Source organism: Salipiger sp. ABF4_146, assembly GCF_056161345.1.
In genome coordinates this window covers 64,430-87,851 of record NZ_JBSWYX010000016.1, presented here as the reverse complement: position 1 = coordinate 87,851, position 23,422 = coordinate 64,430, and the positions used below count along the sequence as shown (strand labels likewise).

General features: G+C 66.7%; 18 protein-coding genes. 10 read left to right on the top strand and 8 right to left on the bottom strand.

The features are described from left to right. Positions 1 to 604 precede the first annotated feature (604 nt). Genes ACXAJT_RS20555 through acsA form a run of 5 tightly spaced genes read right to left on the bottom strand, consistent with a single transcriptional unit; the run spans position 605 to position 7,807 of the window. Positions 605 to 2,677 carry a [FeFe] hydrogenase, group A gene (locus ACXAJT_RS20555; protein ID WP_475238343.1) on the bottom strand — a complete coding sequence of 691 codons (2,073 nt, stop codon included), beginning with the start codon at positions 2,675 to 2,677 and terminating at the stop codon, positions 605 to 607. A 46-nt stretch (positions 2,678 to 2,723) separates the two neighbouring features. Next, complete coding sequence (locus tag ACXAJT_RS20550; RefSeq protein ID WP_475238339.1) at positions 2,724 to 2,981, bottom strand: acyl carrier protein; 258 nt, start codon at positions 2,979 to 2,981, stop codon at positions 2,724 to 2,726. Beyond that, positions 2,978 to 4,123 (bottom strand): dihydrolipoamide acetyltransferase family protein, encoded by a 1,146-nt coding sequence (locus ACXAJT_RS20545; RefSeq protein WP_475238335.1) that lies wholly within the window; start codon positions 4,121 to 4,123, stop codon positions 2,978 to 2,980. The genes ACXAJT_RS20550 and ACXAJT_RS20545 overlap by 4 nt, the downstream gene beginning before the upstream one ends. Positions 4,124 to 4,139: 16 nt before the next feature. Then, entirely contained in the window at positions 4,140 to 6,149 is a 2,010-nt protein-coding gene (pdhA, locus tag ACXAJT_RS20540) for a pyruvate dehydrogenase (acetyl-transferring) E1 component subunit alpha (protein ID WP_475238332.1), read from the bottom strand. Next, complete coding sequence (gene acsA, locus ACXAJT_RS20535) at positions 6,146 to 7,807, bottom strand: acetate--CoA ligase (RefSeq protein ID WP_475238329.1); 1,662 nt, start codon at positions 7,805 to 7,807, stop codon at positions 6,146 to 6,148. The genes pdhA and acsA overlap by 4 nt, the downstream gene beginning before the upstream one ends. Positions 7,808 to 8,269: 462 nt before the next feature. Here acsA and ACXAJT_RS20530 point away from each other — a divergent pair, with 462 nt between their 5' ends. The 7 genes from ACXAJT_RS20530 (at position 8,270) to ACXAJT_RS20500 (ending at position 14,707) form a co-directional block, all read left to right on the top strand. Next, complete coding sequence (locus tag ACXAJT_RS20530) at positions 8,270 to 8,944, top strand: hypothetical protein (protein WP_475238326.1); 675 nt, start codon at positions 8,270 to 8,272, stop codon at positions 8,942 to 8,944. Between the two features lies 1 nt (position 8,945). Beyond that, a complete protein-coding gene (locus ACXAJT_RS20525; RefSeq protein WP_475238323.1) occupies positions 8,946 to 9,959 on the top strand; it encodes a hypothetical protein in 1,014 nt (337 codons plus the stop codon). 10 nt (positions 9,960 to 9,969) lie between these two features. Beyond that, positions 9,970 to 11,679, top strand: coding sequence for a Dyp-type peroxidase (locus ACXAJT_RS20520; protein WP_475238320.1), 1,710 nt, complete (start codon positions 9,970 to 9,972; stop codon positions 11,677 to 11,679). Between the two features lie 10 nt (positions 11,680 to 11,689). Beyond that, on the top strand, positions 11,690 to 13,051 hold the full coding sequence (locus tag ACXAJT_RS20515; protein WP_475238315.1) for a cytochrome P450: 1,362 nt from the start codon (positions 11,690 to 11,692) through the stop codon (positions 13,049 to 13,051). 9 nt (positions 13,052 to 13,060) lie between these two features. Then, positions 13,061 to 13,864 (top strand): glutathione S-transferase C-terminal domain-containing protein, encoded by an 804-nt coding sequence (locus ACXAJT_RS20510; RefSeq protein WP_475238310.1) that lies wholly within the window; start codon positions 13,061 to 13,063, stop codon positions 13,862 to 13,864. 77 nt (positions 13,865 to 13,941) lie between these two features. Further along, positions 13,942 to 14,259, top strand: a complete 318-nt coding sequence (locus ACXAJT_RS20505; protein ID WP_475238306.1) for a c-type cytochrome — start codon at positions 13,942 to 13,944, stop codon at positions 14,257 to 14,259. Further along, entirely contained in the window at positions 14,225 to 14,707 is a 483-nt protein-coding gene (locus ACXAJT_RS20500; protein ID WP_475238303.1) for a hypothetical protein, read from the top strand. The genes ACXAJT_RS20505 and ACXAJT_RS20500 overlap by 35 nt, the downstream gene beginning before the upstream one ends. A 78-nt stretch (positions 14,708 to 14,785) precedes the next feature. Here ACXAJT_RS20500 and ACXAJT_RS20495 read toward each other — a convergent pair whose 3' ends face one another. Together ACXAJT_RS20495 and ACXAJT_RS20490 are read right to left on the bottom strand one after the other, a co-directional pair. Next, on the bottom strand, positions 14,786 to 16,084 hold the full coding sequence (locus ACXAJT_RS20495) for a PQQ-dependent sugar dehydrogenase (protein WP_475238300.1): 1,299 nt from the start codon (positions 16,082 to 16,084) through the stop codon (positions 14,786 to 14,788). 278 nt (positions 16,085 to 16,362) lie between these two features. Beyond that, complete coding sequence (locus ACXAJT_RS20490) at positions 16,363 to 16,665, bottom strand: hypothetical protein (RefSeq protein ID WP_475238298.1); 303 nt, start codon at positions 16,663 to 16,665, stop codon at positions 16,363 to 16,365. Positions 16,666 to 16,895: 230 nt separating this feature from the next. Between ACXAJT_RS20490 and ACXAJT_RS20485 the strand changes: the two genes are divergently transcribed. Both ACXAJT_RS20485 and ACXAJT_RS20480 read left to right on the top strand, forming a co-directional pair. Next, on the top strand, positions 16,896 to 18,449 hold the full coding sequence (locus tag ACXAJT_RS20485) for a fused MFS/spermidine synthase (RefSeq protein WP_475238295.1): 1,554 nt from the start codon (positions 16,896 to 16,898) through the stop codon (positions 18,447 to 18,449). Positions 18,450 to 18,682: 233 nt separating this feature from the next. Beyond that, the gene (locus tag ACXAJT_RS20480; RefSeq protein WP_475238292.1) at positions 18,683 to 19,687 is read left to right on the top strand and encodes a phosphatase PAP2 family protein; all 1,005 of its coding nucleotides are present in this window, start codon (positions 18,683 to 18,685) and stop codon (positions 19,685 to 19,687) included. A 186-nt stretch (positions 19,688 to 19,873) separates the two neighbouring features. Here the strand turns inward: ACXAJT_RS20480 and ACXAJT_RS20475 are convergent, their stop codons facing one another. Beyond that, the gene (locus ACXAJT_RS20475; protein ID WP_475238289.1) at positions 19,874 to 22,225 is read right to left on the bottom strand and encodes a membrane-bound PQQ-dependent dehydrogenase, glucose/quinate/shikimate family; all 2,352 of its coding nucleotides are present in this window, start codon (positions 22,223 to 22,225) and stop codon (positions 19,874 to 19,876) included. A 559-nt stretch (positions 22,226 to 22,784) separates the two neighbouring features. On the opposite strand from ACXAJT_RS20475, the gene ACXAJT_RS20470 reads away from it, so the two are divergent. Beyond that, on the top strand, positions 22,785 to 23,420 hold the full coding sequence (locus ACXAJT_RS20470) for a hypothetical protein (protein ID WP_475238286.1): 636 nt from the start codon (positions 22,785 to 22,787) through the stop codon (positions 23,418 to 23,420). The last annotated feature ends 2 nt before the right edge of the window (positions 23,421 to 23,422 follow it).

The following is a 23,422-nucleotide window of genomic DNA, read 5'->3' as shown; positions in this document are numbered from 1 at the left end:
GCTCGACATCATAGACACCGCTCCGTTTGCGATACCCTTGAGAAAGACCCCGTCGCCGTTGAAGTCGGCGTTTGGAAGTCGGCGCCCAGCACGAATTTTCTCGACCACGGAACAAGGCGACCTGCGTTCCGTCTGGCGAAAACTCTGGGCCAAAGCTGGTCCCATTGGCAGCCGCGCTCTGATCATCAGACGAAACGACCATGTCTTCTCCGGTCGGGAGGTCCTTGAAGGCTACCGCCTCCTCCGCGATGAACGGACTGTCCAACGGGTAGCGGTAGGTGAGCCCGAAGGCGACACGTGTGCCATTGACGGAAATCGCCGATCTCCAGCCACCTTCTTCCGTGGCGGCGACGCTGGGGGCGACAGTGAGCCGCTCGAAAGCACCGGTCATCAGCTTCCTGAGGTATATACCCCAATAGATGTTGATGTCTTCGGGCCCCGATCTTGAAGCGCTCTGAGAGACGCGCCAAGTGCCGTCCGCGCAGAGAACCCTTCGCTGCTTACGATATCGCCCGACACTCCGTCGCCTCGCCCGCTCCTGCCTTCGAAAGAAGGTCGGTCATAACGCACTCCTTGATCGAACCCGGCCTCGGCTTGGCAGGCCTCAGAGGATTTCGCGTACAAGTCTCGTGATGACACTCTTCGCGTTGCTTTCGCGGTCGAACGTACATAGGTCCAGATGGAATCTGCTACGGCCGCCGTCCGGAGTGAGAACGGTGAGATCGGCGACGTCGGCGGCGGTCTCCATGCGGTGTCGGGTGTAGGCCGCCGCATAGTGTCGTGGCGGCAGCGTGCTGCTGATGAACGCCTCGATCTGATCCGCACCTTCGATTTCGCCGAACGCCGAGGCGGTCGACCAGACCCCCTCTGGGTGGAACAGGTCCGCCGCCGCAGCCCCATCGCGCCGGTCGACACAGTCGAGAAAGCGCATCAGCAGCGAGCGCCGGGACTGCCGGGCGGCATGGTGGGTGTGCAGCAAGCGGTGCGCCGCCGCGGAAGTCGGGGACTGAAGCTCCGACGCGTAGAGCGCCCGGACGTCGCCGTTTTCGTAGGACCGGCGGCGCGGCGCGTCCGCATCGACGGCATAGATGGCTGCGGCGCGTTTGCGGAGGATATGCGGGTCCATCGACTTGGGCTCACCGCCGCCGCCGAGGCAGCCCCCGACGCAGGCCATGACCTCGATGGCCACGTAGTCGCTCCGCCAGTTTTCCCCCTCGAGCATGCGTTGCGCGGCGGCGATGCCGCTGCACACCGCGATCGTGCCGACACCGGGTATGGTCGCGGTCTTGACGCCTTGCCCAACCCCGCGCAGCGCCTCCCACTCCAAGGGAAGGTCGTGGTCCGCGCCCCTGAGGTGCGCGGCGGTGCGCACCATGGCTTCCATGACCCCGCCCGAGGCGCCGAATATCTGCGCCGCGCCGGTGCTTTCCCCCAGCGGGCTGTCGAACTGCCCGTCATCGGGAAGCGCGGCGAAGGGAAATCCGCGCGAGCGGATCATCCGGGCCAGCTCCCGCGTCGTGAGAACATGGTCCACGTCGCCGGATTGTCCGGGACGGCGGGCCTCGTCTTTCTTGGCGGTGCAGGGCATCACGCTGACGACATAGGGTTCCGCCCGGCCCTCGGCGAAATCGGCCCCGAGGGACCGCGCAAATCCGCTCCGCTTGGCAATCGCGCCGTGCATCTGCTGCGGGGATTTGGTCGTGCTCAGATGCGGCAAAAGATCGGGGCGGTTGAGCTCGACCCAATTGACCCAGCCGGGGCAGCAGGAGGTGAACAGCGGCAGCCCCTCCCCGGCCTCCAGCCGCGCCAGAAGCTCGGAGCCTTCCTCCATGATCGTCAGGTCGGCGGCGAAATTGGTGTCGAAGACGTAGTCGAACCCGAGCTGCCGCAACGCGTTGATCAGTCGGCCCGTGCTCACCGTGCCCGGTGCCAGCCCGAACTCCTCGCTGATCGCGATCCGCGTCGCCGGGGCGACCTGCACCACCGAGACGCGGCGGTGCCCGTCGAGCGTCTGCATCACCTCATGCCAGTGCGGGGCTTCGATCAGGGCACCGACCGGACAGACAAGCGTGCACTGGCCGCAGGAAATGCACGTGGTCTCACTGAGGGGCGTATAGAAAACCGTGACGGGCCGGCGATCAAATCCCCGCCCGGCAAAACCGATGATGAACTGCTCCTGCACGGCCTCGCCGCAGACATCCGCACAGACCCCGCATTCGATGCATTTCGACAGGTCCCGCCAGATGCTGGGCGACGTATGATCATTCGAGAGCACATCGGCCATGCCCGCCGGACCGGCGGGAATCTTGGGCCAGAGATCCTCCCACTGGTTTTCCCGCACGAGGGTCTGGAGTTGACAGGCCCCATCGATCTCGCAGCGCATGCAATCATTCGGATGCCGCGCGAGCAGCCATTGCGCGTCTGCCCGCCGGAAGGCCTGCAGGGAGGCGGTGTCGGTTTCAAACTGCGCGCCGTCCGTAGCCAGGGTACGACAGGCCGGTTGCGGGTCGCGCGCGCCCGAGACCTCGACGAGGCACATACGGCAGGCGGCATGGGCTGGTAGGCCAGGATGATAGCACAACGTCGGGATGTGCACCCGCGCCGCCCGCGCCGCGTCCAGCAGGGTTGCGCCCTCCTCGACCGTGGCCTGCCGGCCGTTCACCCGCACCGTGATCATCCGCCAACATCTCCCGGCCGCGCTCGCCTCTCCCGCCACGCCGAACTCATCGCGGCCCCGAAGCTTCTGCCGCCCGCAGGTAGGGCACCGCCAGAGCCAGCGTGGCGATCTGCGGGTAGTCGGCCTCGGGGATGTCGATCCCAAGCCGGTCGTGCAGCGCCGCCACCAGGTTCAGAACGTCCATCGAGTCGAGCCCGAGATCGCGCTGGATGTGATCGCCCTCGCCAAAACTGCGCGGGTCGATGTCGGGCGCCACGCCGACCAGCGCGTCGATGAACGCGCGGCGCATCTCTGTCTCTGTCATAAGCCCTCCGGCAGTGCGATCTGCTGTTCGAAGGCGGCGAGAAAGCGCGCCGCCTGCCGCCCGTCGCTGACCCGGTGATCCGCCGAAACGGTCACCGTCACGACGTGGCGCGGGACGATTTTTCCGGCCACCACCCAAGGTCGAAGCTGCGGCGCGCCAATGCCGACCAGCGCCACCTGCGGCGGAAAGATGACCCCGGACATGGCCTCTGCGCCGGTCTCGCCAAGGCTCGAGACGGTGATCGTGCCCTCGCTCATTTCCGACCCCCGCAGCCGTCCGGCGCGGGCGCGCATAACCAGATCCCGCATCCCGGCCATCGTTGCCGGAAGGTCCAGGCTCTCCGCACCGATGAGCGCCGGGGCGACCAGCCCGCCGCCGCGCAGCGCGACCGCCACGCCGACGTTCACCCCGGAGGCCGGCTGAAACGCATTGTCGCGATAGTGCCCGTTCATCACCGGAACCGCCTGCGCCGCAAGCACCACCGCGCGGACAAAGAGCGCGCCAAGCAAAAGCCGCTCGGCCGGTGGCCGGTCCGCGTTGCGGGCCTCCAGCCAGTCCCGCGCAGGCTGCACATCCATTGTGGCCGAGAGGTAGAAATGCGGAATCTCGCGCTTGGCCCGGGTCATCGCCGCGGCGATCGCCCGGCGCATCTCGGTCTGGGCGATGGCCCGCGGCACCGGTTGCGGCGTGACCTCGGCGGGCGGGACGACGTCTGCGAGAAGGATCGCGCCGCCCGGTCCGCTGCCGGTCAGCCCCGCAAGATCAACCCCGAGATCGCGCGCCCGCATCCGCGCCGCCGGCGAGGCGGCAGGACCGTGCGGCCCCTGCGGCGGCAGGGAGACCGGCTGCGCGGCAGGCGGCTTCGGGTGCGGTGGCTCGGGGCCGCGCTCGGCGGTGTGCTCTTCGCCCGGCGCAAGGATCAGTGCGAGGGGCGCTCCGACCGGCACCTCTGCTCCGACCTCGGCGCGCAGATCTTCGACCACGCCGTCCTCGAAGCATTCGATTTCGATCGCGCCCTTCTGGGTCTCGACCACGGCCACGACGTCGCCGCGGGACACGCGGTCGCCCGGTTTCACCAGCCATTCCGTCAATGTGCTGGCCTCCATGTCCGAGCCGAGCGAAGGCATGGTGAAAAGGCCCATCAACCGCCCCCCACCATCAGCCACCTCCCAGCAGGGCGCGGGCCGCCGCGACGATCACGGGCACCTGCGGGATCGCCGCCTGCTCGAGATGCCGGGCATAGGGGATCGGCACCTCTGCTGAACAGACGCGACCGACAGGCGCATCGAGCGACCAGAACGCCTGCTCCATGATCCGCGCAGAGACCTCCGCCGCCAGCGCGCCGCTGCGCCAGCCCTCGTCGATCACCAGCGCCCGGCGGGTCTTGGCGACCGAGGCGATGATCGTCGCCTCGTCGAGCGGGCGCAGGCTGCGCAAGTCGACGACCTCGGCGGAAACACCCTGCGCCGCCAGCGCCTCGGCGGCCTCCAGCGTCTTGAACAGCGAGCCGCCGTAGGTGATCAGGCTGAGGTCCGTCCCGGCGCGGCGGACGGCGGCCGAGGCGATCTCCACCGCACCCGCAGCGCTGTCGATCTTGCCGCTGCGGTTGTAGAGCATGACGTTCTCGAAGATCAGCACCGGGTCCGGGTCCTGCAGCGCGGTCCAGAGCATCCCACGCGCATCCTCCAGCGTTGCCGGGGCGAGCACCTTCAGCCCCGGAATATGTGCGTACCAGCCCTCGAGACTGTGCGAATGCTGCGCCGCAAGCTGCTTGCCCGCGCCGGTGGCCATGCGGATCACCAGCGGCACCCCGAACTGGCCACCCGACATGTGGCGCAGCGTGGCGGCCGAGTTGAGGATCTGATCGAGCGCCAGCAGCGAGAAGTTCACCGTCATCAACTCGACGATGGGCCGCATCCCGGCGGTCGCGGCGCCGATCCCTGCGCCGGTAAAGCCGCTCTCGCTCAGTGGGGTGTCACGGATGCGGGCCTCGCCGAACTGCTCCAGCAGCCCCTTTGAGACGGCATAGCAACCGCCGTAGGCCCCCACGTCCTCGCCCATCAGAAAGACCCGTTCGTCGCGCTCAAGAGCATCGCGCAGACCCAGCCGAAGCGCCTCGCGATAGGTCATCTCGATCAGGTCTCCGGACGGCGCGGGGGCGGGCGGCGGGGCGGGCGGCGGACCCAGCACATGGGCTGTGAGGCTCTCGACAGGCTCCCACTGTCCCGCCTCGGCAAAGGCCACGGCATCGGCGATCTCGGCATCGACCTGCTGCTCGATCTCGGCCACATCCGCCTCGTGGATCAGGCCGGTGTCCAGCAGCCAGCCGCGGAACTTCACGATCGGGCCCTGCTGGCGCCAGCGCGCCACCTCCGCCTTGTCGCGGTAAAGCTGGGGGTCGAACATGGAATGCGCACGGAAGCGGTAGGTCAGGCATTCGAGAAACTGCGGCGCGCCGGTCTCGCGCACCTTCGCGATGGCGCCGCGCGCGGCAACCTCGACGGCGACCACATCCATGCCATCAACCTGCCGCGCCTCGATGCCGTAACACGCCGGCTTGCGCGAGATGTCGGTCAGCACCTCGGTGCGGGCCAGCGCAGAGCCCATGGCGTAGCCGTTGTTTTCGCAGACAAAGAGCACCGGCAACTGCCACAGCGCCGCAAGGTTCATCGCCTCGTGGAACTCGCCCTCGGCCACCGCCCCCTCGCCGAAGAAGCAGGCGGTGACGCAACCGCTGTCCTGCATCCGGTCAGCCAGCGCCAGCCCGGTAGCGAGCGGCAGCCCGCCACCGACGATGGCATTGCCGCCGTAGAATTTCCGCGCCGCATCGAAGAGGTGCATCGAGCCGCCCCGTCCGCCCGAGCAGCCCTCGGCCTTGCCGTACATCTCGGCCATGACGGCGGTCATCGGCACCCCGCGCACCAGCGCATGACCGTGTTCGCGGTAGGTCGCCACGATCCGGTCGCGCGGCTCCAGCGCCGGGATGACACCAGCGGCGACGGCCTCCTCGCCGTCGTAAAGATGCAGGAATCCGCGTATCTTCTCCTGCGTGTAGAGTTCGGCGCAGGTGTCTTCGAACCTGCGGATCCGGATCATCTGCCGCAACAGCGAGAGCACATGCGCCCGGTCGAGCCTGGGTTTTGTCGCGCTGGTGTCCGAGGGGCTCATGACTCGTCTGTCTCCAGCGTGGAAATATCTCCCTCGGGCAGACGCAGTTCGCGCGCCTTCAGCAGGCGGCGCATGATCTTCCCCGAGCGCGTCTTGGGCAGGGTCGCACGAAAGATCACCTCGCGCGGGGCCACCGCGGGCCCCAGCCGCGCCCGGGCATGGCCGCGCAGCGCGCGCTCCAGGTCCTGCGAGGCCGAATAGCCCGGGTTGAGCGTCACATAGGCCTTCACCACCTCGCCCGCAGTCTCGTCGGGAACGCCGATGACGCCGGCCTCGGCGACGGCGGGATGTTCGATCAGGGCGCTTTCCACCTCGAAGGGCCCGATCAGGTGGCCGGAACTCTTGATCAGGTCGTCGGCGCGACCGACGAACCAGAAATACCCGTCGGCATCGCGCATCGCCAGATCGCCGCTGAGGTACCAGCCATCCGCAAAGCACTTGTCGTAGCGCGCCTGCTCGCCGAGGTAGGCGCGCATCATCGACGGCCAGCCGGGGCGCAGGGCGAGCTCGCCGACCCCGCCGTCGCCGAGCGCGCGCAGCCCGTCGCCGTCGCGCTGCACAATGCCGGCTTCGATGCCCGGCAGCGGCCTGCCCATGGAGCCGGGCCGCACCGCCATCCCCGGCCGGTTGGAGATCATGATTCCGCCGGTCTCGGTCTGCCACCAGGTGTCGCGGAAGGGCTGGCCGAAGACGGCCTCGGACCAGATCACCGCTTCGGGGTTCAGCGGCTCGCCGACGCTGGCCAGAAAGCGCAACGACGAGAAGTCGTAGGGCGCCGCCGCCTCCTTGCCGGACCGCATCATCATGCGGATCGCGGTGGGGGCAGTGTACCAGACCTCGACCTTCTCGCGCTGCAGCGTGGCGTACCAGCGCAGCAGGTCGAACTCCGCCTCGTCGACGATCATCGTCACGCGGTTCACCAAGGGCGCGATGATGCCGTAGGAGGTGCCGGTGACCCAGCCCGGATCGGCGGTGCACCAGTAGATCGTGCCCGGCGTCAGATCGAGCGCCACGCGCCCCGAGAAGGCATGGTAGAGCACCGCGCCGTGAACGTGCACGGCGCCCTTGGGGCGGCCCGTGGTGCCCGAGGTGAAATGGATCAGCGCCGGGTCTTCGGGACGCGTCGGCACCGGCTCGAACGCGGGCGCCGCCGCCGCCAGGGCCGGGCCGAGCGCGACACAGCCCTCGGGCGCATCGTCGCCGAGGATCAGCACCAGCCGCAGCGAGGTCATCTGAGCGCGCCAGGGCGCGATCTTGCGCCGGTAGAGCGCTTCGGTCGTCACCAGCACCGTCGCGCTGCCAATCTCCATACGTGTGCGGATCGGCTCTGGGCCGAAGGCGGAAAACAGCGGTGTGAACAGCAGACCGGCCTTCAGCGTGCCGAGCGCGGTGACATAGAGGTCCGGCACCCGCCCCATCAGCGCGTAAACACTGTCGCCGCGTGTCAGCCCATGCGCGCGCAGCACATTCGCGAAGCGCGCCGTCTGTTCGGCAAGCTCGGAAAAAGTCAGCACCCGCCGCGCCCCCTCTGCCCCGATCCAGAGCAGGGCGGTCTGCGCGCCGTGGCCGTGACGGACGTGGCGGTCCACCGCCTCGTAGGCGATGTTCACGCGGCCATCCGGGGCATCGATCAGCCCCGGCACATCGGACCAGGGCACCTGCGCATCCGGCGCGCGCCCCGGCCGAGTTTCGAGTCTTTCGCCCTTAGACAGTCTTTTGCCCTGAGACATGGCCTCCTCCCGAAGCCGTCTTCTCCTCGACGGCCTAGGTCTACCCGTTTTCCCCGGAGCGCCGGTTGACGTGCATCAATGCGCGGCTCCGGCGATACCGCGCCGCGCGCCAAGCACATCTGCCGCAGGCGGAGCGCCGGCCCCCTGCCCGCGCGTGCCTCGGTTCGCGCAGCGCAACCGCCACCACCATTCCGGGCCGCGTGTTGCGCAAACGGATCCGCCAAGTGCGCGCGCACCGCACGACCCGACAGGGCGCGCCAAGAGCGGTCAGGACAGGCAATCCGGGACCATCTCGAAAAACTCTTTGACTGAGGCGATTTGTCGCGGTCTTATGCATCTTATGGAATAGTTGCCGCTACGTAACACACCCCTCAGTGATTGGAGTGCGCCATGTCGAACGTCGCCGGAAAAGCCTATGCGATGAACGTGGTGACCCCCAGTCGCCCCAGCGTCACATGGATCAACCGATTGCTGTTCATGGCGGCGCGCGGCCTGCCGTCGAACCTGATGGGGCTGCTCGGGCTGTCGCTCATCCATTTCGCCAGATGGGTCATCATCAAGCGCGATCAGTGGCCCGATCTTGGGCAGGGCAAGGAAACGCTCGACAACGACTACATGCTGTTCTGCTCGAACTTCAACGGCACATGGGACCAGTATATCGACGCCTTCTCCGACGGTATTCCCAACGGTCTCAACTTGTTCTGGTACTCGGCGAGCAAATACCCGCTGTCGATCCCGATCACACCGTTCAAGGATTACATCACCTACAACCAGATCGGCACCGACTATTACTACAACGCCACGCCCGGCTCGGCGCAGCGCGACATCAAGTCGGCGCTCAAGGTTTATGATCAGGTTCTGTCGCTGGCCGAAACGCATGGCTCCGACACGCCCGACGCCTTCGCAGAGGCGTTTCGCGCCGCATATCTGGCCGTGCAGAACGACCTCGGCGATCCCGGCTTCGGCCCGGTCGCCAGCCTCGACACCGAGCGCGCCGACGTGAACCGCCTGCACTATATCGAGGCGGCGCAGGCGCGGTTCGGCGCAAAGCGGAAGGAGGCGTGAGATGGCCGATCTTGACAGCGGACACCTGTTCCTGACCTACATCGTGCCGATCAAGCGGGGCGGCCCACGCAATGATGTGTCGTTCAAGCAGAAGGTGCGCATCGAACTGGCCCGCCTGCCCCCGGGCCACCAGACCCCGGCGACACAGAAAACCAAATATGCCGCGCCGTTTTCGCGCAACACCCGCAATCACTTTGCCCGCATGTTCGTGCTTGATGACGTGGTCTACAACGGGCGCAGCGCGCAGGACGCGCTGGTGGCCACGGTGCGCGGGGTGAACACCATCGTGCCGGGCGAGGTGGACAGGCTGCGTTCGGCCTATCTTGTCTTTACCGCCGATATCGACGCCATCGTGAAAGACGGTGCGCCGCTGCCGTCGACGCTCGACGCCGAAGGCCAGCGCAAGGTGCGGCTGGCCTATGCGCAGACGCTCTGGGACACGATGGGCGAGGAGATCAAGGCGATCTTCGGCAATTGCCACGGGTTCGACGGCACCGACAGCGGCGCGGCCTTCGGGGCCTATCTCGAGCGCTGCCATGTCGAGACAACGATGCCCTACCACGATTATTACCTCTCGCTTCCGGCGTTCAACACGCTGCCGCTGAAGGGGCTGATCGCCGCCGTGGGTGTGCCGGCGCTGGTGATGCTGGCGGCGCTGGTGCTGCGCCTTTTCGGGGTGATCCACCTGTGGGGCGTGAACACGCTGGGCCTTGCGCTGGTGGCGCTGGTGCTGACGGTGCTGGCCTTCTTGCTTGCGGTGCGCTTTGCGATCTCCAACGGCGCGAAACCTCTGGCACCGGCCAAGCATGACGATCTGCCGACCGTGCTCAAGGCGCTGTACATGCAGCAGGCCTTCGCCGATTTCATCGCCGCCCACCAACACGCCCCGCCCGAGGCCCTGCACGCGGCCTTCGGCGCGTTTCTCGCGACGCACGCCCCCGCCGACATCGCCGGGCCGACGCAGAAACCGGGGGTGATTTCCGACGCGGCGCCACAGCCGCAGGCCGGTGTGTGAGGGGTTAAAAATGGGCTATCAACTGAACCTGCATGACATTCAGGGCAATGTGACCCGCGCCTATGGGCGGTTTTCGTTTCCCTTCGCGCGGTACCTGTTCTTTCGTATCCGAAACCCTGCCGCCGGGCGCGCTTTCGTCGACGCGGTGCGGCGCGAGGTGACCACCTCGGCGCGCTGGCCCGAGGAGGCGGACAAGCCCGAGTGCACCGTCAACATCGCCTTCACCTTCATGGGGCTCTACTGGCTCGAAGTGCCGGACCGCACGCTGCAGGGCATGCCGGATGTGTTCATCTCGGGCATGCGCAGCCGCGCCTCGATGCTGGGCGACCGGGACCCGACCAAGACCGCCGATGACGATCTCGACTGGGATCGCGACTGGGACCCGATCTGGCAAGGCAACCGCAAAGAGGGCAAGGGCGGCGCCGAGGACGTGCACATCCTCGTCACGCTTAACGCGCAGCCCGACCTTGGCGGCGCCGATCCCGACACGCCCGAAGGCCTCGCCCGGCTGAAGCAGCCGCACCCGGCGCTCGAGGCCAAAACCGAGTGGCTGCGTTCGCTGACCGGCCACGGCGTCGACCTGATCGAACGCAACGGCAAGGCCGGCGATCAGCCCTATCAGGCCGCCTCGGCGGTGTTTGACGAGTTCGGCGGGCTCACGCTGCCCACCGCCCGCGAGCATTTCGGCTTTACCGACGGCATCGGCGATCCGGTGTTCAAGGGCCAGTATCCCCCGGAAAAGGAAAAGACCGCGCTGATCGGGCGCGGCAAGCGCATGGGCAACGATTGGGAGCCGCTGGAGCCCGGCGAGTTCATCTTCGGCCATCCCGGCGAGAGTCAGGAACTGCCGCCCACCGCCATGCCGCCGGAGTTCATGCAAAACGGCACCTTCATGGCCTACCGCAAGCTGCACGAGAACGTCTCGAGCTTTCACGAGGTTGTCGACGCCGAAGCCGCGCAATACGCCGACTGCATGGGCGTGGGTCTGACCGAAGCCAAGGAGACCATTCTGGCCAAGATGTGCGGGCGCTGGTCGGACGGCGTGCCGCTGGCAGTGGTGCCCGACTACGGCGACTGGATCGCCTTCGGACAGAAGGGCGGGTGGCGCGATGACAGCGGCGCGATGCGCATGGACCCGGCCGCTTGGGGCAAGAACATCGCCTACATCCGCAGCCCCGAAGCCTCGAACTTCCGCTACGCCGACGACATGGCGGGCTTCAAATGCCCCGGCGGCGCGCATATGCGGCGGATGAACACCCGCGATTACCTCGACCCGCTGAACCAGTTCGGCATCGATCCCGAGACCGGCGCGCAATTCGAGAACCCCAAGGCCACCCACGCGCTCAACAAGCGCCGCCGCGTGCTCCGCCGCGGCCTGCCCTACGGCCCGCCCAACTTCGCGCCGCGCGACGATGCCTCGGAACAGGGGGTGATCATGATGGTGATGGGGGTCGATCTGTTTCGCCAGTTCGAGTTCGTGCAGCAACAGTGGATCCAGTACGGGCTCGACTTCCATCAGGGCAACAACACCTGCCCGATGCTGGGCCGCCACGACCAGCACACCCGCCACATGATCCCTTCGGACCCCAAGAGCGGCAAGCCGCCCTACATGATGACCCGGCTCAAGACCTTCGTGGAATGCCGCGGCGGCGACTATTTCTTCGTGCCCTCGATGATCGCCCTGCGGATGATCGCCATGGGCATCGTGGACCCGACATGAGGGCGCGGCGATGCTGGCACGGCTGAAAGGATGCGTCGCGACCCTCTGCCGCTTTGTCATGGTTCTGGCCGAGGGGCTGGCGGCTTTGGGCTGGCTGATCGGCAAGGGCGCGGCGGCCTTTGCCAAGGGCGGCAAGGCGGCGCTGGCGCCGTTGCTCACAGCGCCGCATGCGCAGGCAAAGGTGTTTGCCGTGCTGCGCGCCTTCTGGCCCAACCTGTCGCTGAAAGCGGTGCTGGTGAAGGCCTATGACAACAGCGGCACCGTCGTTGTCACCCGCCATGAAGACTGCATCGACGTGCTCAACCGCGATGCCGATTTCGAGGTGGTCTATGGCCCGCGGATGCGCAAGCTGACCGGGGGCGAGAACTTCTTTCTGGGGATGCAGCCCGGCTGGGACTACACCCGCGACACCTCGGCCATGCGGCTCGCGGCGCGGCGCCCGGACGTGGCACAGATCGTGCTGCCCCGCGCGGCATCCTTGGCGCAGGAGATAGTCGCCGGGGCGACGGGCCGCATCGACGCGGTGCCGGAGCTTTTCCTGCGCGTGCCGTGGGACATGACCGACACATACTTCGGCGTCGGCGGCACGCGTGAGACCATGCAGAACTGGACCACGGTGCTGTTCTGGTACCTCTTCGAAGACCTGCCCGCCGATCCCGACCTAGACAGAAAGGCCATGCGCTACGCCGCCGACCTTCGCGACTATCTCGACGCGGCCATCGCGGCGCGCAAGGCCAGCCCCGACGACCGACCGCAGATCCTCAATCGCTGCCTTGCGCTGCAAAGCTCGGGCACGCCGGGGATGGATGACCTCGGTATCCGCAACAACCTGCTGGGTCTGCTGATCGGCGCGATCCCGACGATCTCCAAGGCCTGTTGCCTCGCGCTCGACGAGTTGCTGAACCGCCCCGACGAGTTGGCCAAGGCGCGGGCGGCGGCGGTTTCGGACGATCCCGCCTTCGCGCAATTCGTCTGGGAGGCGCTGCGCTTCAATCCGCACAACCCGGTGATCTACCGCCGCGCGCTGCATGACACGGTGGTGGCGCGCTCGACCTTCCGCGCGGCGCAGATCCGCAAGGGGCAGATGGTCTTTGCCGCCACCGCCTCGGCGATGTTCGACCGCTACCGCATCCCCGATCCGAACAGCTTTCGCACCGATCGTCCTTGGAAGGATTACATCATCTGGGGCTACGGCATGCACACCTGTTTCGGCGCGGCGATCAACAGGGCGGTGATCCCGGCGATCCTCAAACCCTTGATCGCGCAGCCTAACCTGCGGCGTGCCGAGGGCGCCGCCGGACAAATCGACACCGGCCAGATCGACACCGGCGGCACGCCGCACCCGCAGCATTTCCACCTGCTCTACGGTTGAGCGGCTGTGATGTCCCCGCGCAAGCCCCTGCCCCGCCTCGTGACCCTTCTGCCATCCACCGACGTCGACCTTGGGCGCTGGATGCTGAGCCACTATGGCATCGCCTACCAAGAGCGCCCGCACGCGCCGATCTTTCACGTGCTGGCCCTCAAAAGCTGGGGCGTCAGTGCCGAAGGCTACCCGCTGCTGCTCTCTGCCGACCGCAAGACGAAATCCGCAGGCATCGAGGCGATGATCGATCTGCTCGAGCCGCAGGCGGCACCGGGCAAGCGGCTCTGGCCCGACAAGCAGCGCGAGGCCGAGCGCTGGACGGAGGTCGACCGGCTGCAACAGGACGCCCGCTATGGCATCGGCACCGCCGTGGTGCACTGGTCCTACTGGAACCTGCTGAAATACAGATCGGTTGTCTGGCCGTCGCTCACCACTGCGGTGCCGTGGTACGAGACCCTGACCTGCCGCCTCGCCTTTCCGCTGATCAGGGGGCTGATGTACAAGGGGCTGAAGCTGGATCAGGGCGTGGCCGATACGGCGCTCGAGGCCATTCATGACGGGTTCGACAGGCTCGATGCACGGCTGTCGGACGGGCGCCGCTATCTGTTGGGTGACAGGCTCAGCTTCGCCGATCTTGCCACCGCCGCCTCGCTCGCGCCCATGGTGCTGGCGCAGGGCTATCATGGGATGCTGCCGCTCGAAGCGCGCTGCCCGGTCTATATGCAGAAGGTCTACAAGCCTCTGCGCCAGCGACCCACCGGGCTGTTCATCCAACGCATCTACGACACCCACCGCGCACCGCAGGAGTTGCAGCTGCGGTAGTGATCCGCGCGCTTTGACCGGCACGAACGCTTGCCTGCCCCCGGCGCCGCGATATCTTGTCTGGCAGGGAGGACATCATGAACACACATACAATCGCGCGCCTCGCGGCTGCGGGGCTGATGGCCGCAACCTGCGCCGAGGCGCAGGACAGCGCCGCCGGTGAGAGCGTCTACCAATCGGTGTGCAAGAACTGCCACGGCCCCACCGGCAAGGGCATGGCAAGCTTTCCCAAGCTCATCGGTCAGGGCCCCGAGTATCTTGCCGAGCGGCTCGAGGCCTATCGCGCCAAGGAGTCGGTCGGGCCCAACTCGGCGCTGATGTACCCGATCGCGGGCAAACTGAGCGACGCGGACATCGAGAATGTCGTGGCCTATATCACCACCGAACTGGAGTGACCGCGGGCGCAGCGCTTGGCGGCGCTGTTTCGCGGTCGGGCTCTGCGCAGCGCTGCTCGGGCTGCCCCACGCGACGCTGGCTCAGGAGGGGCGCGCGGGGGCCTCTGACCGGCTGGACGACGCCGTGGCACGCGCCCGGCGCGGCGATTTCGACGAGATCGGCTCCGCGCTGTGCGCGCAGGACATCGGGCAACCGCTGCAGACCTGCGCGGCGGCGGTTGCGCGCAGCGGACCGGCGACGGCGGCGGTCCGCGTCACCTTTCCCAATGGCTTTTCGCGGCTTCTGATCTTCACAGGCGGCGTGTTTGTGTCGGCAGATGCCACCATGTCAGGCGTCGGCACCGACATCGACCAGCGGATCGCGCAAGACCGCCACATCCTGCGCGTGGAGGATCAGCGCTACGAGCTTGACGCGGCGCTGGTGTTCGGCCCGTCCCAAGACCCATGATGCCCTTGCGGACCCTGAGAGCCTGACTGCGAGCTCGCAACTGCGCCACGCCCCGCGGGGGGCGTGACGCGGGCCCGGTCACATGCCGGGGGTGAGCTTGTGGATCGTGCCTTCGTCGACCGCCGCATAGAGGCTGCCATCCGGCCCCTGCACCAGCGAGCGGAAGCGCCCGGCTTCCATCGGCAGGGTCATCTCGGTGACGTCGAGCACCGAGATGCCGTCGCTGTTGTCGAGCTGGATCACGTCGATGCGCTGGCCGATCGGCGTGCCGCCGAAGCCGATGCCCATGATCCCGACCACAAGCGCGCCATCCCAGTCACCCCACTGCTCGCCGGTCAGGAAGGCGGCCGAGGAGGTGCCCTGCGACCAGCCGTTGTTGTTCCAGATCGGCGGCATGGCGTCGGGATAGGTCTCGAAGTCGGTCATCGGCATGAAGGCCGCCCGCTCGAACCGGTTCATGCCCTCGTTCTGGTTCGGCATGTAGCCGCAGTAGTTGTCGGGGCAGTCGCCACGTCCGGCCATGTTCGGGCGCGGATCCCAGCCGCCGTTGCCACCGTTCTCCAGCACGGTGATCTCGTCCGAATGCCACGGCCCGTGTTCGGCCACGATCGGCGTGTTGGTTTCAGGATGGAAGGCAAGGCCCTGCACATTGCGGTGCCCGTAGGTGTAGGTCCGCATGTCGAAGCCCTCGGGCGGGGCGTTATCCGGCGCCGCATTGCCGTCGGTGTCGATGCGCAGCACCTTGCTGCCCATCATCGTCGGGCTTTGCGGGACCTCCGAGTTGTGGTTGTCGCCGGTGGTCAGGAACAGCAGCCCGCTTTCGGGGTGGAACCGCACGCGCCCGCCATTGTGCGCGCCCGGTCCGCCGAACGGGTGATCGCTCGCCGCCATCTTGTAGGGCACGTCCTCGACGATGTCGGTCCGGTCCGAGACCGAGGTGAAGTCATCGCCGACCACCAGCCGCATCAGCCGGTTGGTGTGCGGGTCCGACATGTTCGACGTCGAATAGACGTAGATGCGACGGTTCTCGGCGAAGCCCGGATCGATGGCGACCCCCATCATGCCCGCCTGCCCTTCGCAGAAGAGGTCATCGGCGGTGGATGGGTAGCCTTCGCTGCCGCCCATGCCAAGCAGGGCGTTGACATCCCCGGAGGGCATGCGCACCGACAGGCCCTTGCATTTTTCGGTAAAAAACATGGTGCCATCGTCGAGGAACGCCATGTCCCACGGGTTTTCGAGGCCGTCGAGGACCACCTCATGTTGCAGGCTGGTGGTGTTGGTGCCGGTCTCCGCGAAGGCGGGCAGCGCAAAAATACATGCGCTGGCCACAAGCGGAGCCATCGCGCCCGCAAGCGCGCCGGATGGACGGTGAGTCATTGTCTCCTCCCTGAGTTCGTGACTCTCTGAACTGCGCCTAGCTCTCGGAGGACGCTCGCGAAAACCATCCGCAGCAAAAGTAAGGTAGCACAGCCGGGCCACGTATCCAGATCACGCTTCATTGCCGCCGCTGTTTCGACCGTCCCGCGTAGCACCCGTGCGCCGGCACTATCAGCGCGGCACCTGCTTTGGCCGTGCGGGAGGGCCGGTGACGCACCGCCTGTGGTGGCGTTGCATGCGCTGGCACCGTTCAGGTGGACTCCGGTGCCGAGCCGGTGTCAGCGCTTGATCCGCATTGCGGCGATGCGCGCCGAGGTCGGACGATTGGCGCGCCGGATCAGCAGCACCAGCAGGCCGAAGACCAGCAGCAAAAGGGCAATACCGGATAAGCCGTAGAGGGGCTCGAAAACGCTCAGCACGACGAGCGCCAGCAGCGCAACGCAAAAGGTCGAGACGACAAAAAGGTCCAGTGGTTTCATTTCTTTACATTCAGTTCTTGAGGTGCGCCGCACGACGCGACGCCGCATCTGCCCGGCGCGCCAACTTGCGCCGCGGGCAGCGGTATCGAAGAACTTTGGCAACTGCGAGCGTCCGCCGAACGATCAGCGCCCTATCGCCGATCGACAGGCCTTTCGGCGGTGGCCTGTACTGCGAAACGCCGGTCACGCGGTCCGGGCATCGGTCCAAGCCCCCCTATGATTTCCGATCCCGCGCCTAAAAAGAGCGGTCCAATTGGCGCGGCACCACGCACCGGTAAAGAGACAGGTGATTTTCGAAGATCCCTCGCTACCTTCTTGTTTCTAACTGGCTGATGCCTGCCCCCGCGCTGCCGCGACGCCCCGAGGAGCGGGACGGTCGTCTCAGTGCCGCAACACGTCCGAAGGAGGCTACCATTCGGTTCTCGGTCACCATCGTTTTGATCCTCGTGCTGTCCGGAGTCGGGCTGACCTACGAGATCGCCGCGGGCCGCGTGCTCGCGCCGTTTTTCGGCACTTCCCTGCTGACATGGACCAGCGTTATCGCGACCGTCCTCGGAGGCTTCTCGCTTGGCAGCGCGCTGGGGGGCTTCATCGCCGAACGTCTGCGCCCGGTGGCGCTTGGCAATGTCCGCAGCGCGCTGGTGGCGACGGCGGTGCTGATGGCGGTCTCGCCCACTCTGCTGGGCCTGTTTCATGCTTGGGGCGCGCGCGGCACCGGCGGGATGATGATGACGGTGATCCTCGTCTTCTTCCCCGCGTCCGTCTTCGTCACCCTGCCCTCGCCGCTGCTGGCCAAGCTGGCGATCGAGGCCCGGCCGGGGCGCGAGGGCTCCTCGCTTGGGATCGTGCTGGCGGCGGGCTCGGTGGGGGCAATCTTCGGCGCCATCCTTGCCGGTTTCGTGACTCTGCCACTGATCGGATCGACGGCCACTTTCGCGGCCTGCGGCGCCGCGGCGCTGCTGTGCCTGCCGTTCCTGCGCGCCCGCCCCGTGGGCACCGCCGGGCCCAACACCGTGGTCTGCGTGACCGCGGGCAGCTTCGTCGCGCTTGCCGGTCTGGCCGGCGCCCCGGCCTGCCAATACGAGTCCGGCCTGTCCTGTCTCGATGTCGCAGAGCGCGGCCCCGAGGTGATGCTGGTCTCGGACGGCACGATACAGGCCGCCGAACTTCGGGCTTCGGCCAGAAACGGCGCAGAGCCGGGCACGCTGGCGCTGCCCTACACGCAATGGCTCTGGGACCGGCTGGACCGCGATCTGGGCCCCGCGCCTTCGGTGCTGTTCGTTGGCGGCGGCGGCTACACCCTGCCCACCGAACTGCTGGCGTCGCGCCCGCAAGCGCAGGCCGTGGCGGTCGAAATTGATCCGCTGGTCACGCAGGTGGTGCGCGCGCACCTGCCGCAGGCCGGCGAGATGATCCGGCAGGCGGGATATCAGGCCGGGTATGAGGCGGGGCCCGGAACCGAGCGCGCGTCGCAACGCCTCGGCCTCGTGCATGCGGACGGGCGGGTCTATCTGAACGAAACCGAGCGGCGCTTCGATGCGGCGGTGATGGATGCCTTTTCGTCAGGCTCGGTCCCGGCCCATCTGGTGACCCACGAAACCTTTGCGAGTCTGCGCAGCATCGTCGACGGGCCGGTCTATGTGAACCTGATCGACCGACTCGACGGCCCGCTTGTGCGGGGCGTGCACGCCATCCTGCAAGACCTCTATCCGCACGTGCAGGCGGTGCGCGGCCCGATCAGCGCGCGGGGCCGCGGCAACGTGCTGCTGAGCGCCTCTCGGGTCCCGCTCGACCCGCTGGACCGCCTGCCACAGAACTACGTCCACGCCCGCGTGTCCGAGGCGCGCGCCTTCACCGATGATCGCGGCTGGGTGGGGCACAGGTAGATGCTTCGGACCGCTCAGAGCCCGCCGCCAGCGGCGGGTCGTTCCCTGACCGCCGCGAGGGCTTCAAGAGGCAGTTCTTCTCGCGCCGCGTGGCCCGCAAGGATCAGCCGGTTTTGCGCTCGTTCCGCCAAGCACCTTTCCGACCGGCGATTTCCACCTAATTATTCGTTTTTAGACAGCTCATTCCGGACCGCCATGTTGACCTATGCCACTGCCAAGAGAGGAGCGAGACGATGATCCCGTCTCTTGCGTTTTTCACCTTCGGCATGGCCTACGCGGTGTTTTCCTTCCTGCTGGCCATCGTGTTTCGCGATCGGGTGATTGCCGATGTGCTCGACACCGTCACCGGCGATCTGGATGTCTCGCTGTGGTATGTCGGCGTCATCGCGGTTCTGATCTCGCTCTGGGCCCTGCGCGCCGAGATGCGGCGCGGGGTCGGCGGGAAACGCGCCGCCGCAAATGTCGCGCTGGTCTTTGCCGCGGTGCTGGCGCTGCATCTGGGCTTCACGCTGTTCAAGACCACGATGCCCGACATCGTGCCCTATTACGCCGATCCCTATCTGGCGCGCATCGACGCGTGGCTGCATGGAAACGACGACCCTTGGACGGTGATCAACCGCGTCTTCGGGCCGGACGTCATGCTACGCCTCACGCCGCTTTATCATGGGCCATGGCTGATCGCCGCGTTCCTGTTTCCGGTCTTCCTCGTGGCCTTCGACGACGATCAGCGCCGGGTGAAACGCTATCTGACGCTCTACTGCGCAAGCTGGATCGTCATTGGCAATCTGGTGGCGCTGAGCGGCATGTCGGTGGGGCCGGTGTTCTATGACCGGCTCTACGACAGCAACCGCTTCGCCTCGCTGACGTGGACCCTGCGCTTTGCGGGGGTGGACAGTTCGACCATGGGCGCGCTGCAGGATTATCTGTGGGAGGCCTATTCGGCGGGCCGGCAAAGCTTTGGGACAGGGATCTCCGCCTTCGCCTCGGTGCATGTGTCGGTGGCGACGGTTGTCGCGATCTACTGCGGCGAACGCTCGGCGCTGCTCGCCCTGCCTGCCGCGCTGTTTTGCGGCACCATTCTGCTGCTGTCGATCTGGAGCGGCTATCACTACGCCATCGACGGCTACGTCTCGATCGCCATCATGGCGCTCATGTGGATGTACCTGCGCAAGCGCGCCGAGCCCTTGGGCAGCGGCGGACGCATGCGCCCGCGCCCGGTGCCCGTGCGCAAGAACTGACGCCTTGGCAGACCGCACAAACTGGTCTTCGTCGCGACTCGCGCACGAGGCCTTCGACCACTTTCCCGACGATGTCTTGCAGAACGCCGTGTGACGCACATGGCGTTCCGGCCGACCGCGGCGCGTTTGAAACCCGCCGCGCGGTCTGGCAGCGCCACGCTTGGCGCTGCCAGAGGGGCCACCGTCTTAGTTCGGCAGCGCGTAGGCGACCACGTAATCACCGCGATCCACGGAGTTGCGTGCACCACCGGCCGAGATCACCACATACTGTTTGCCGTTCTCGGCGACGTAGCTGATCGGCGTGCCTTGGCTGCCGACCGGCATCCGGGCCTTCCAAAGCTCCTCGCCCGTCGCCTGATCGAAGGCGCGCAGGTAGTAGTCCTGCGTGGCGGCAAAGAACACCAGACCGCCCTGGGTCGCCAGCGAGCCGCCGATGGTCGGCATGCCGATCGGCATCGGGGCGTGCATCTTGATGCCCATCGGGCCGGTGTCCTGCACCGTGCCGAGCGGCACCTGCCAGGCGATCTCCTGCGTTTCCATGTTCACCGCGGTCATCGTGCCAAACGGCGGCTTCTGGCAGGGAATGCCGAGCGGCGACATATAACGCTCCTTGGCGTTGATCGCGTAGGGCGTGCCGACCAGCGGCTGCACGTTGTCGCCGCTGATCTGCGCGTTCTCGTCGCCGTTGCTGGCTTCCGCGTCCCCTTCGTAGGGCACCAGCTGCACTTCGAGGCCAAGGCGCATGTCGTTGAAGAATGCGTAGTTGGTGGTCGGGTCATAGGACACGCCGCCCCAGTTCAGGCCGCCCAGCGAGCCCGGCAGGTTCAGCGTCTTGTCGGTGCCCGGCGGGGTGAACAGACCGTTGTAGCGCATCGACTTGAACTTGATGCGGCACATCAGCTGATCGAACGGCGTGGCGCCCCACATGTCGCTCTCGTCCATCAGGTCGGCACCGATCTGCGGCATGCCGACAGAGATCGGCTGCGTCGGCGAATACACCTCGCCTTCCATATCACCCGCCGGGAACGGACGTTCCTCGACCTCGGTCAGCGGCTCACCGGTCAGACGGTCGAGCACGAAGATCTGGCCCGCCTTGGTGCCGAAGACCAGCGCCGGGGTGCCGTCGAAGTCGATGAAGGTGGGCTGCATCGGCACGTCGTAGTCCCAGATGTCGTCATGGACGGTCTGGTAGGCCCATTTCTCCTGACCGGTGGTCGCGTCCAGCGCCAGCATCGTCGCGCCATAAACGCGGTCGAGCGGCTTGCGCTTCACGCCCCAGAGGTCGATCGCCGCCGAGCCGAGCGGCATGTAGACGGTGTTCGACATCGGATCAAACGACATCGGCGCCCAGACGTTCGGGGTCGAGCGGGTGAAGATCTCGCCCTCGGGCAGATCGGTGACGCCGGGATTGCCCGGATCGAAGGCCCACCGCATCTCGCCGGTCATCACGTCAAAGCCGCGGACCACGCCGCCGGGCATATCGAGCGCGACGTTGTCGCCGACGCGGCCGCCGGTGACCACGGTGGTGCCGGCCAGCGTCGGGGCGGAGGTGGTCGAGTACTCGCCCGCGTCCGCGCCTTCGCCAAGGCCCTTCTTGAGGTCGACGTAGCCGTCGGTGCCGAAGCCTTCACACACCTCGCCGGTGTCGGCGTCGATGGCCCAAAGCAGCGCCTGGGTGTTGTTCATCAGGATGCGGCGTTCGCAGTTGCCGCCGGCCATCTGAGGCGCGATCACCGGGGTGCTGTCCGGCGCGGTCGGCTGCTCGACGGGCTGGGTCGCGTCGAAATAGGCAAGGCCGCGGCAGCGCTGCCAGTTGTCGTTCTCGACGCCGCTGTCGAAGCGCCAGTTCTCTTCGCCCGTGGTCGGGTCGATCGAGATCACTTGGTTGTGCGGGGTGCAGAGATAGACCTGACCGTTCACCATGAGCGGGGTCGACTGGTCCTCGGCGCCACCACCGTCGCTTTGCGGCAGGTCGCCGGTGCGGAAGGTCCATGCAACCTCGAGCGCATCAACGGTGTCGCGGTTGATCTGGTCGGCCGGGGCGAAGCGGTCGTGCCGGTTGTTGCCGGCGTACTGGCTCCACTGCGCCTGCTCGGGGTCGTTTTCGGCCGGCTCGAGCGCCGGGCCGGATCCCTTGGCCACCACGGTCGGGTGCGGCTGGAACATGCCCCAGACACCGGCGGCGCAGGCCACGGCAACCACGGCCGCGGCGCCGAAGGCGGGCTTTGCGGTGACGTTCTTGCCCGCGAGCTTCTGCAGCAGCGGCAGCGTCAGGAAGACCACCACGGCCCCGACAGAGATCGCCAGCAGGCGCGAGACCAGCGGCCAGAAGTCGAGCCCGGCGTCATAGAGCGACCACGGAATGGTCAGCGCCCAGACCAGCAGGAAGAGCGTCGCGCCGATGGGGCGCGCACGGATGATCTGGATGCCCGACACGAGCAGCGCGACGCCGGCCAGAACGAAGTACCAGCTGCCGCCGAGCATCGCGAGCTTGGCGCCGAAGTAGAGGAAAAAGAGACCCGCTGCGAGAATGACCATGCCGAGGACGGCCAGCTATATCCTCGCAATGGGCGATGATGAGGGGGAGGTTTCAGGCATTCTTGAGTCTTTGCTTTTCGTCAGGCCGGTCTGGGAGGCGACGCAGCCCGCGTTGGGAGAAGAGACGCAACGTGACACGCCTCGCGGCGCGGACTACTCTGCTGCACAAGATGCCGAAAGGTCGCAGGCGGGTGGAACCGAGAGAAATGTTCGTGCGAACGCGCACAATATCTGTTCACACTCGCACAATTTGTTGCGCTACAAATTCCAGAATGACGTCGCGTTCAAGATTTCCTGTGCGTCGATAAGATCTTGAGCCACTGACGCATATACCAGCGTTGCCGACCAAGAGCGCCGGATTGCGCGTCTCGGCCACGGCGGCGATTTCGCAGAGCACGCCCGGTGATCGACGGCGCGTCACTCGACCGGCCCTCAGAAGCACCGCGACCACCGCCGCAAACGAGCCGATTCGCGCCGCCGCGCGGAATTCTACTGGCCTCGCGGGCCGCGCCGCCTACCTGTGCCGCCTAATGCCCAGGCCAACCATCTGGAGCCAAGAATGCAATGGCTGAGCGAGCATAGCAGTGCTCTGAACTTCTTTGTGAATCTCGGGATGCTGGGGGTCTGGGTCGTCTACCTGCAGCTGTTTCTCTACACCTATCTGCGCTCGCGCAAGCCAAGGCTGCTGATCAGCCGTGCTTCCGGCTCGGACATCGATTCCGTCTGCCTGGTGTCGAACATGAGCCAAGAGCCGGTCTACGCGCAGAACATCTACTGCACGATCCACCACGAGAATGGATCGTGCTCGGCAACAATCACCGACAGGCATATCCTGCAGCGTTCGGGCCGCGACCGTTCCCCCGAAGGCGTGACGCCGCAGGGCCCGCTGAACCGCGGTGACTTCATGAGCATCGGCACCTTTCGCAACCTGCTGCAGATCACCTCCGACTATGCCGAGGACTGCCCCTCGGATCTGGAAAAACTGGGCGAGAGCATCCAGAGCGTCGAGATCATGATCGTCGCGGCGTTTGGCGGCGACGATCTGGAGATTGCCGCGCGGCGCACCTTCCGCATCGACGCCAGCCGCGAGGCGTGGGGCCTCATTCCCGAAAGCCCGTCGACCAAACAAATCTCGAGCCGCAAGGAGCGCAAGGAGATCCGCCAGATGATCAAGGACGAGCTGGCGCAGCGCTAAAG

Coding starts and splice junctions, on each gene's coding strand:
- ACXAJT_RS20475 (WP_475238289.1), bottom strand. CDS start 22,225: ATGGTCATTCTCGCAGCGGGTCTCTTTTTCCTCTACTTCGGCGCCAAG.
- ACXAJT_RS20525 (WP_475238323.1), top strand. CDS start 8,946: ATGGCCGATCTTGACAGCGGACACCTGTTCCTGACCTACATCGTGCCG.
- ACXAJT_RS20505 (WP_475238306.1), top strand. CDS start 13,942: ATGAACACACATACAATCGCGCGCCTCGCGGCTGCGGGGCTGATGGCC.
- ACXAJT_RS20555 (WP_475238343.1), bottom strand. CDS start 2,677: ATGATCACGGTGCGGGTGAACGGCCGGCAGGCCACGGTCGAGGAGGGC.
- ACXAJT_RS20510 (WP_475238310.1), top strand. CDS start 13,061: ATGTCCCCGCGCAAGCCCCTGCCCCGCCTCGTGACCCTTCTGCCATCC.
- ACXAJT_RS20515 (WP_475238315.1), top strand. CDS start 11,690: ATGCTGGCACGGCTGAAAGGATGCGTCGCGACCCTCTGCCGCTTTGTC.
- pdhA (WP_475238332.1), bottom strand. CDS start 6,149: ATGAGCCCCTCGGACACCAGCGCGACAAAACCCAGGCTCGACCGGGCG.
- ACXAJT_RS20500 (WP_475238303.1), top strand. CDS start 14,225: ATGTCGTGGCCTATATCACCACCGAACTGGAGTGACCGCGGGCGCAGC.
- ACXAJT_RS20530 (WP_475238326.1), top strand. CDS start 8,270: ATGTCGAACGTCGCCGGAAAAGCCTATGCGATGAACGTGGTGACCCCC.
- ACXAJT_RS20495 (WP_475238300.1), bottom strand. CDS start 16,084: ATGACTCACCGTCCATCCGGCGCGCTTGCGGGCGCGATGGCTCCGCTT.
- ACXAJT_RS20520 (WP_475238320.1), top strand. CDS start 9,970: ATGGGCTATCAACTGAACCTGCATGACATTCAGGGCAATGTGACCCGC.
- ACXAJT_RS20545 (WP_475238335.1), bottom strand. CDS start 4,123: ATGGGCCTTTTCACCATGCCTTCGCTCGGCTCGGACATGGAGGCCAGC.
- ACXAJT_RS20480 (WP_475238292.1), top strand. CDS start 18,683: ATGATCCCGTCTCTTGCGTTTTTCACCTTCGGCATGGCCTACGCGGTG.
- ACXAJT_RS20470 (WP_475238286.1), top strand. CDS start 22,785: ATGCAATGGCTGAGCGAGCATAGCAGTGCTCTGAACTTCTTTGTGAAT.
- ACXAJT_RS20550 (WP_475238339.1), bottom strand. CDS start 2,981: ATGACAGAGACAGAGATGCGCCGCGCGTTCATCGACGCGCTGGTCGGC.
- ACXAJT_RS20485 (WP_475238295.1), top strand. CDS start 16,896: ATGCCTGCCCCCGCGCTGCCGCGACGCCCCGAGGAGCGGGACGGTCGT.